Origin of the sequence: Azospirillum sp. B506, assembly GCF_000333595.1 — a bacterium.
In the GTDB taxonomy this organism is placed as follows: Bacteria; Pseudomonadota; Alphaproteobacteria; order Azospirillales; family Azospirillaceae; genus Azospirillum.
On sequence record NZ_BADK01000427.1, the window covers coordinates 1 to 9,043 of the forward strand.

General features: G+C 67.5%; 10 protein-coding genes. 6 read left to right on the forward strand and 4 right to left on the reverse strand.

All coding sequences use genetic code 11. From position 1 onward, the window contains the following. Positions 1 to 54 precede the first annotated feature (54 nt). The 4 genes from I71_RS13185 to I71_RS13200 all read left to right on the forward strand — a co-directional run bounded on the left by I71_RS13185 (position 55) and on the right by I71_RS13200 (position 2,628). Positions 55 to 387 (forward strand): DUF2975 domain-containing protein, encoded by a 333-nt coding sequence (locus I71_RS13185; protein WP_083897141.1) that lies wholly within the window; start codon positions 55 to 57, stop codon positions 385 to 387. Between the two features lie 9 nt (positions 388 to 396). After that, on the forward strand, positions 397 to 636 hold the full coding sequence (locus tag I71_RS13190; protein WP_042695316.1) for a helix-turn-helix transcriptional regulator: 240 nt from the start codon (positions 397 to 399) through the stop codon (positions 634 to 636). 15 nt (positions 637 to 651) lie between these two features. Beyond that, positions 652 to 846: a hypothetical protein gene (locus I71_RS13195; protein ID WP_042695317.1), complete on the forward strand. Its 195-nt coding sequence runs from the start codon at positions 652 to 654 to the stop codon at positions 844 to 846. A gap of 261 nt (positions 847 to 1,107) precedes the next feature. Next, positions 1,108 to 2,628, forward strand: coding sequence for a ribonuclease J (locus tag I71_RS13200; RefSeq protein ID WP_244433811.1), 1,521 nt, complete (start codon positions 1,108 to 1,110; stop codon positions 2,626 to 2,628). 94 nt (positions 2,629 to 2,722) lie between these two features. Here I71_RS13200 and I71_RS13205 read toward each other — a convergent pair whose 3' ends face one another. After that, positions 2,723 to 4,528 (reverse strand): carbon starvation protein A, encoded by a 1,806-nt coding sequence (locus I71_RS13205; protein ID WP_042695318.1) that lies wholly within the window; start codon positions 4,526 to 4,528, stop codon positions 2,723 to 2,725. Positions 4,529 to 4,961: 433 nt separating this feature from the next. On the opposite strand from I71_RS13205, the gene I71_RS13210 reads away from it, so the two are divergent. After that, the gene (locus I71_RS13210) at positions 4,962 to 5,156 is read left to right on the forward strand and encodes a hypothetical protein (protein ID WP_042695319.1); all 195 of its coding nucleotides are present in this window, start codon (positions 4,962 to 4,964) and stop codon (positions 5,154 to 5,156) included. On the opposite strand, the gene I71_RS13215 is transcribed toward I71_RS13210, so the two are convergent. After that, the gene (locus I71_RS13215) at positions 5,104 to 6,051 is read right to left on the reverse strand and encodes a YihY/virulence factor BrkB family protein (protein WP_042695320.1); all 948 of its coding nucleotides are present in this window, start codon (positions 6,049 to 6,051) and stop codon (positions 5,104 to 5,106) included. The genes I71_RS13210 and I71_RS13215 overlap by 53 nt on opposite strands. A 222-nt stretch (positions 6,052 to 6,273) precedes the next feature. On the opposite strand from I71_RS13215, the gene I71_RS13220 reads away from it, so the two are divergent. Next, positions 6,274 to 6,999 carry an aspartate/glutamate racemase family protein gene (locus I71_RS13220; protein WP_244433812.1) on the forward strand — a complete coding sequence of 242 codons (726 nt, stop codon included), beginning with the start codon at positions 6,274 to 6,276 and terminating at the stop codon, positions 6,997 to 6,999. Here I71_RS13220 and btsR read toward each other — a convergent pair. Both btsR and I71_RS13230 read right to left on the reverse strand, forming a co-directional pair. Continuing rightward, positions 6,974 to 7,690, reverse strand: coding sequence for a two-component system response regulator BtsR (gene btsR / locus I71_RS13225; protein ID WP_042695325.1), 717 nt, complete (start codon positions 7,688 to 7,690; stop codon positions 6,974 to 6,976). The two genes, I71_RS13220 and btsR, sit on opposite strands and share 26 nt — an antisense overlap. An 8-nt stretch (positions 7,691 to 7,698) precedes the next feature. Next, a partial coding sequence (locus I71_RS13230) for a sensor histidine kinase (protein WP_042695322.1) occupies positions 7,699 to 9,043 on the reverse strand: 1,345 nt, incomplete at its 5' end.

Genomic DNA, 9,043 nt, shown 5'->3' on the forward strand with positions numbered 1-9,043 from the left:
TGGCCCGGACACCGGCCTCGGCATTCTGCAGCGCGCGGCGGGTTCGCGATTTCGATGGTGCCGCTTGGCGCGCTGATCTTCGGGCTGCTGGGCGCCCGCCGCTGCTTCGCCGCTCTGGCGACGGGCCGTATCTTCGCGCCGCGGTCGACCGGTGGGCTGCAAGCCTTTTCGCTGGGCGTCGCCGCCTCGGCGGTCCTGAAACCGCTGGCCGGGGCGGCCCTGTCTGTGCTGTTGAGCTGGGACGGTCCGGAAAAGGCAAAGACCCTGGTGCTGACCGTCGGTTCGGACACCCTCATCTCCCTGCTTTTCGCCGGGATCGTCGCCGTTTTCGCTTGGATCATGGCCGAAGCGGTGGAGATCTCCGACGAAAACGACCAGTTCGTCTAGGCCGGCCGAATGCCGATCCGGGTTCGATTGGGCGTCATGCTCGCGGAACGCAACGTCACGTCGCGCGATCTGGCGGATTATGTCGGAATCACCGAAGCCAACCTGTCGCTGCTCAAGCGCGGCAAGGTGAAGGGCGTTCGCTTCGATACGCTTGAGCGGATATGCGCCTTTCTGAACTGCCAGCCGGGCGATCTCCTCAGCTATGAGCCAGGCGCCCCGGACGATCCTGGCGACGGGACGGACGAATAGGGGGAAATCCTGAACATGCGTGCGTTCCCGCTCGCCATGCTGGTGCTGGTGCAAACGCTGGCGGGCTGCTCGTCGCAACAGCTCCAGCACACAGGGGCCGCATGGGGCAGGAGCCTCTGCGACAAGACCATGGGCGATGATCGGAAACGCTGCGAAGCGGACGCCAAACCTCTTCAACCCGAAGATCGGCAATCGGCCGGCGGCCGGTAAGAGGCCGCTCCGCTTCGGTGTGGCGCTCCCACGCATCCCAGCAATGCCCCACCATTTCGTGTGACCTTTCACGCATGCCCTTGACGTGCGTCTCCCTTTGCCCACATAAGCCCATACGAAACATCCGATCCCAGCCGTCCGACGGCAGCCGCATGGCGCCTCCGGCCGGGTTCCTTCCACCCACGAGATCCGCATCGACGAGCGATGCACGCCCGTCCGGCAGCGTCGAATGCCGGCTTATGTGAGACGTACGACAGAGGCATGACGTTTGATTCAAAGCGGCGCCGGATGGCGCCGAGCAACCGCGCACGCAACCGCAACCCGCGTCCGCGTGATGATTTCGACGGCTCCCGCCCGCCGGCCACTCCGGTCCATGGCGGCGGCCCCACCGGCCCGGTTCCGGGCAAGGACGAGATCCTGTTCCTTCCGCTGGGCGGCTGTTCCCGCATCGGCATGAACATGGCGCTCTACGGCCATGCCGGCAAATGGCTGATCGTCGACGCCGGCGTCGCCTTCGTCGGCGACGAGATGCCGGGCATCGACAGCCTGATGGCCGATCCGGCCTTCATCGAGGAGCGGATGCAGGATGTCGTCGGGCTGGTGGTGACCCACGCGCACGAGGACCATATCGGCGCGATCCACCATCTGTGGCCGCGCCTGCGCTGCCCGATCTATGCCAGCCCCTTCGCCTCCCACATCATCCGGGACCGGCTGAAGGAAAAGGGCGCGCATCGCGCCGCCAAGGTGCAGACCTTCGAGATCGGCGACACGCTGACCATCGGTCCCTTCCGGGTCGAGACCATCGCCGTCACCCATTCGATCCCCGAACCGATGTCGCTGGCGATCCGCACGGCGGCCGGCACGGTGCTGCACACCGGCGACTGGAAGTTCGATCCCGATCCGCTGATCGGCCGGACCACCGACTTCGCCGCGCTGAAGCGCCTGGGCGACGAGGGGCTGCTCGCCATGATGTGCGACAGCACCAACGCCGACGTGCCCGGTTCGACCGGATCGGAGGCCGACGCCCGTGCCGGCCTGATCGGCGCCTTCGCCAACCGCTCGGGCGCCATCGCGGTGACCGGCTTTGCCTCCAACGTCGCCCGCATGACGGCGGTGGCCGAAGCGGCGGCGGCGGTCGGACGCAAGGTGGTGCTGGTCGGCCGCTCCATGCTGCGCATGGAAAAGGCGGCGCAGGCCTGCGGCTATCTCGACCATGTGCCGGACTTCATGGATGTCCGCGAGGCGTCCTGGACCCCGCGCGAGAACCTCGTGTTCCTGTGCACCGGCAGCCAGGGCGAGGAGCGGGCGGCACTGAGCCGTCTGGCCCGCAACGAGCACCGCGAGCTGTGGCTGGAAGAGGGCGACACCGTCATCTTCTCCGCCCGCGCCATCCCCGGCAACGAGGAGGCGCTGGCCGAAATCCACGAGCATCTGCGCGGCATGGGTGTCGAGATCGTCACCCCCGCCGACGCGCCGGTCCATGTCTCCGGCCACCCGAAGCGCGACGACCTCGCCCGCATGTACGGGCTGGTCCGCCCCCGCTTCGCCGTGCCGGTCCATGGCACCATCCAGCATATGGAAGCCCACGCCCGCCTCGCCCGCAGCTGCGGTGTCGAACGCGCCCTGGTTCCGGAGGACGGCGACATCCTGCGCATCGCCAGGGAAGGCACCCGCGTGATCGGCCATATCGAGCCGAAGCGCCTCGCCAACACCGGGCGGGAGTTGGTCGCCTGGATCCCGCCGGTGGCGGTGGATGCTGAGGAGGAGCGCGTCGCGGCCTGACCGCGGCCAGTCCTCCCTTACCAAACGGACAAAAGCGAACGGGTCCTGTGGAGTGTTCCACAGGACCCGTTCGCTTTTCACGACACTTGAACCGTCATTCGGCCGGGGTGGCGACCATCGGAACCTCGATGGCGCGGGTCTGGAGCAGCTCCTTCCACTTGCGGAAGGCGGCGATCAGGATGATGAAGCCCAGCACCAGCATGATGATCGAGATGCCGGCGTTGAAGGGGTTGTAGCCCTTGGCCGCCTTGTTCAGATAGACGTTGGCGATCATCCAGTAGCCGGCGACGTTCACCGTGACGAACAGGTAGGCCAGCGGGATCAGGCAGGTCAGCATGTAGATCCGCTTCTGGGCCAGCCGCAGGATGATGGTGGCGCCGATGATCAGACCGACAGAGGCCATCAGCTGGTTCGACACGCCGAACAGGGCCCAGACCGAGTTGATGTCGCCCGACGTCAGCAGATACCCCCAGGCCAAGCAGGCGATGACGCTGGCGATGATCGAACCGGGAACCCAGTCCAGCCGCTTCATCGGGGCATAGATGTCGCCCAACAGGTCCTGGATCAGGTAACGGGCCACCCGGGTGCCGCTGTCCACGGCGGTCAGGATGAACACCGCCTCGAACATCACGACGAACTGGAAGAAGTAGGAGGCGAGGTTGCCGAACCACGGAACGCGGGTGAAGATTTCGGTCATGCCGACCGCCAGCGTCACCGCACCGCCGGTCCGGCCGTAGAGGTCGAGACCGATCTCCTGGCTAAGCCGCGGCAGATCCACCACGTTCATGCCCAGGGCCTTGAAGGCGGCCGGCGCGGAGTTGATGGCGAAATAGTCGGCCGGATGCAGGGCGGTGGCGGCGATCAGCGCCATGACGCCGACCAGGCATTCCGCCAGCATGCCGCCGAAGGCCACCGGACGGATGTCGCTCCACTTGTCGATCAGCTTGGGCGTGGTGCCCGACCCGATGAAGGCATGGAAGCCCGAGATGGCGCCGCAGGCGATGGTGATCGAGATGAAGGGCCAGACCGGGCCGTTCAGCACCGGGCCGCCGCCATGGATGAAATCGGTCAGGGCGGGGAAGCGGATTTCCGGGTTGATGAAGACGACGCCGACAACCAGCGCGCCGAAGACGCCGATCTTCATGAAGCTCGACAGGTAGCCGCGCGGGGTCAGCAGCATCCACACCGGCAGGGCGGTGGCGAAGAAGGCATAGACCGGCAGGATGATGGCGACCGTCTCGGCATGCAGCGTCAGCCATTCGCCCAGCAGCGTGCCCTGGATGTAGGGGCCGGCGAAGACCGAGGCGGCGATGGCGGCGATGCCGACCTGGGTGGCGCCCTTGGACGAGCCGGTGATCTTTTCGTAGAGGCCGAGCGCGATGGCGATCGGGATCGTCATGAACACCGCGAAGGCGCCCCAGGCGTTGCGTTCCAGCGCATGGACGACGACCATCGACAGGCCGGCCATGGTGATGGTGATGATGAACAGCATCGCCAGACCGGTGCACCAGCCGGCCACCGGGCCGAGTTCAGCCTTGGCGACCTCGGACAGCGACTGGCCCTTGTGCTTCATCGAGGCGAACAGCACGACGGTGTCATGCACCGCACCGCCGACGACACAGCCGATCAGCAGCCACAGGAAGCTCGGCAGATAGCCGAACTGGGCGGCCAACACCGGACCGACCAGCGGGCCGGCGGCGGCGATGGCGGCGAAATGCTGGCCGGCATTCACCCATTTCTTGGTGGGCACATAATTCTTCCCGTCCGCCAGGATGTGGGACGGGGTGACTTCCGAATCGTCGGCACGGAGAACCTTGCGCACGAAGAACACGCCGTAGAAGCGGTAGCAGAGCGCAAGAATGCAGAGTGTCGCGATCACAAATGTTAGGGCGTGATCCATGACGGTTCTCCTGAAAAGGATATGCCGCCGGTGTACGCCGTCCCTTCATGCCCGTGGGGTGGAATGCCGCGAGCGGCAGCCGGGACGTGCCGAGCGGCAGCCGGCAGGGGGCGAGCGGCGGCGCTCAAGGCTCCGGGCGGGCAATGGAAAAGGCCGGGAGCTTTGGCACTCGCCGGCCTTCGAGGCGGGTCCCGTGGTTGGTTGAGCCTGCATCCGGCATTGCCACACCCGAAAATTCGCAGAACCCATCTGCGATCCAGACCGGCAGGGTTCCCACCACCACCGCTCAAGTCCCGGAATGTGCCGCTCAAGCGGTCAAACCGCCGCTCGCCGGAAACCGGCTTCGTGCCTGCCGCAACGGCGCTAAGGTGGGACGTCCCACACTGCCGGCTTCCGCCCCACCTTCCGCCCCACCTTCCGCCAGAGATCTCCGATGACCGCTCCCTGCCCCCGCACGCCCCTGCGCAAGGCCCTCGCCAACCTGCGCCGCCTGTTCAACGACGATTCCTACGAGCGCTACCGTGAGGCCCAGGCCCGCCTCGCCCCGGCGGAGGAACCGCTCGACCGCCAGGCCTTCAAGGCCCGGCAGATCCTGATGACTCTGGGACGCGGCTGCTGCGGCCGGTAGCCGCCGCGGCCGGACCGGGGCCTGCCTCCGGCTTCAGGCCGGGCAGCCGCGCCCGGCTGCCGCTGCGTTCGGAATAGGCGCGGGTCATCTCCGCCCCGAACAGGAAGATGACCGCCGAATAATAGACCCACAGCAGGATCAGCACGAAGGAGCCGGCCGCGCCATAGACCGACACCACCCCGCTGGTGGCGATGTAGAAGCCGATCAGGAACTTGCCAACCGCGAACAGGAAGGCGTTCACCGCCGCCCCCAGCCAGACGTCGGTCCAGCGGATGTAGGTGTCGGGCAGGATGCGGTAGATCAGCGCGAACAGCCCGGTCAGAACCGCCCAGGAGGTCACCATGTCGAACAGCCACAGCAGCGACGGCATCGCCGGCAGATAGGCCGACGCCCAGCGGCCGGCCGCCGCCAGGGCGGCGCTGACCACCAGCGACACGATCAGCAGGAAGCCGATGGCGGCGATCAGCGCCAGCGCCTTCAACCGAACCCGCACCAGCCAGGTGATGGTCGATTCCTGCGGTGCCGCCACCCGCCAGATGCGGTTCAGCCCGGCCTGCAGCTCGACGAAGACGGTGGTGGCGCCGACCAGGATGGTGCCGATGCCGATGACGCTGGCGACGACCCCGGTTTCCCGCGCGCCGGCCCGTGCGATCAGGTCCTGCAGGGTCTGTCCGGCATCGTGCCCGACCAGCGCCGTCAACTGGTCGACCAGGGCGCCGCGCGCCGCCTCGTCGCCGAACACCAGCCCGGCCAGCGCGATCACCAGGATCGCCAGCGGCGCCAGCGAGAAGATGGTGTAGAAGGCGATGGACGCCGCCATGCTCATCGCGTCGTCGTTCATCCAGCCATACGCCGCATCGACGACAATTCCCCACCACCGCCGCACGCTTCCCATCGCCGCCCTCCCCTCCCGGACCGTCGTTCAGGTAACACCGGCGACAGGCGTTCCATCCCGCCCTACCCGCCTCCCTGGTCTCGTGTTAGGAAGAAAGCGTCAGCGGCCGGACTCCGCCGGCTGGCCGCGGTTGAACGGTGAACAGCACGCCGGAAACCGTTTCACGACGTTCCAAACGTTCCATCCCCATAGTCCATCCACGCAAGGCAGGAGACGCGCCCGGTGTCGCAGAAGGTGATCGGCCTGATCGGGGGCATGAGCTGGGAAAGCTCCGCCGAATATTACCGCATCGTCAACGAAGGCGTCCGCGACCGGCTGGGCGGTCTGCGCTCGGCCCGCTGCCTGATGTGGTCCTTCGACTTCGCCGAGGTCGAGGCGTTGCAGCATGCCGGCCGCTGGGACGACGCCACCGCCCTGATGATCGACGCCGCCCGCCGGCTGGAGCGCGGCGGCGCCGACTTCCTGCTGATCTGCACCAACACCATGCACCGCATGGCCGCCGAGGTGCAGGCCGCCGTCGCCATCCCGCTGCTGCACATCGCCGACCCCACGGCCAAGCGCATCCGTGCCGCCGGCCACCGCCGCGTCGGACTGCTCGGCACCGCCTTCACCATGGAGCAGGACTTCTACAAGGGCCGGCTGACCGGGCACCACGGGCTGGAGGTGCTGACCCCCGACGAGTCCGACCGCGCCATTGTCCATCGCATCATCTACGAGGAGCTGGTCCAGGGCCGGGTCGAGTCGGCGTCCCGCCAGGCCTACCGCGCGGTGATCGCCCGGCTGGTCGAGCGCGGCGCCGAGGCCATCATCCTCGGCTGCACCGAGATCATGCTGCTGGTGAAGCCGGAGGACAGCGCCGTCCCCCTGTTCGACACCACCGCCATCCATGCCGAAGCGGCGGTGGAGATGGCCATCGCCGGCTTCACCCCATCCCCAGCCGTTCCTTGAGCGCGCCCAGGAAGCGCCGGCTGACCGGCACCACATGGCCGCCGGTGGTCTGAATCTCCGCCAGCCCGCCGTCGACGAAGCGGATTTCCCGGATGCGCTCCGGGTTGACCAGATGCTGGCGGTGGCAGCGGAACAGCTGGCTCTTCTCCTGGATGGTGTGGAGCGTCAGCTCGGTGAAGCGCTCCTGCCCGTCCTCCCCCACCACATAGACGCCGGCGGGGCGGGAGACGACATACTCGACATCGGCCAGCTTCATCAGGGTGATGCGGTTGACCCCGGTGCAGGGGATGTGGCGCAGCTCCGCCGCCCCCGGCAGAACCGACAGCTCCTGCGGCGCATGCTGCCGGCGCAGCCGCTGCAGGGTCTTCGCCAGCCGCGCCGGATCGGCCGGCTTCAGCAGATAGTCGAAGGCATGCTCCTCGAAGGCCTGGACGGCATACTCGTCATGGGCGGTCAGGAAGACGATGCGCGGCATCCGCTCGGGATCGAGCATGCTGAGCATCTCCAGCCCGCTGACCCGCGGCATCTGGATGTCGAGGAAGACCACGTCGGGTGCCTGCCGGTTGATGGCGCCGATGGCCTCGATGGCGTTGGCGCATTCGCCGACGATGCGGATGTCGGAGAATTCCTCCAGCATCCGGCGCAGCTCCTCGCGCGCCAGCGGCTCGTCATCGACGATCAGGACGTTCATGATGGCCGTCATGCAGGCACGGTTTCCTCAAGAGGCAGGCGCAGGGTGACGCGGGTGGAGGCATCCGGATCGCAGGCGACCGAGACGCCGTAAGCCTCACCGTAGCGGTTGCGGATGCGGCGGTCGACGATGGTCATCCCCAACCCGTCGCCGCCCGGCTTCGCCTCGTACAGCCCGGCATTGTCCTCCACCGACAGCAGCAGGTCGCCGGCCTGCCGCCGGGCCGCGATGCGCACCCGGCCGTCGCCCAGAAGCTGGGCGGTGCCATGCTTGATCGCGTTCTCCACCAGCGGCTGGAGCGAGAAGGCCGGCAGCCGGGCATGGCGAAGCTCCTCCGGCACCTCGATCTCCACCGCCAGCCGCCCGGTGAAGCGGGCCAGCTCGATCTGGAGATAGGCGCTGACATGCTCGACCTCGTCGGCCAGCGTCGCCATCTGGCTCGGCCGCTTCAGGTTCTTGCGGAAGAAGGTCGACAGGTTCTGCACCAGCTGCCGCGCCCGCTCCGGATCGTTGCGGATGACGGCGGAGATGGTGTTCAGCGCGTTGAACAGGAAATGGGGGTTGACCTGGGCATGCAGCAGCTTGATCTCCGACTGCGCCAGCAGCGCCTTCTGCTGCTCGTAGCGGCCGGCCAGGATCTGGTTGGACAGCAGGCGCGCCACGCCTTCGCCCAGCGTGCGGTTGATGGTGGAGAAGATCTTGGTCTTCGGCTCGTACAGCTTGATGGTGCCGATCACCCCGCCATCCTCGCCGACCAGCGGGATCACCAGCGCCGCCCCCAGCCGGCAGGTCGGGCTGATCGAGCAGCGATAGGCCACCTCGTTGCCGTCGGCATAGATGACCTGGTTGTTGGCGATGGCCTGATGGGTCTGCGGCGAGCTGATCGGCGTACCCGGCAGATGGTGGTCGTCGCCCATGCCGATGAAGGCCAGCAGCTTGTCCCGGTCGGTGATGGCGACGGCGCCGACGCCGGTCTCCTCGAAGATGATGCGGGCAACGCGGGTGCTGTTCTCGCTGTTGAAGCCGCCCCGCAGCACCCCGTCGCAGCGCGCGGCGATCTTCAGCGCCTTGGCCGAGAAGGCGCTGGACTGCTTCTCGTCCAGAACCCGCCGCTCCAGCAGGATGCGCATGAACAGCGCTGCCCCCAGCGTGTTGGCGACGATCATCGGGGCCGCCACCACCTCGACCAGATGCATCGCCGCCTCGAAGGGCCGGGCCACCGCCAGGATGATCAGCATCTGCACCACCTCGGCGACGAAGGTGACGGCGCCGACGCGCAGCGGGTTGAACAGCGGCTCGATCCGGCCCTGGCGCACCATGTGGCGGTGGACCAGCCCGCCGATCAGCCCCTCG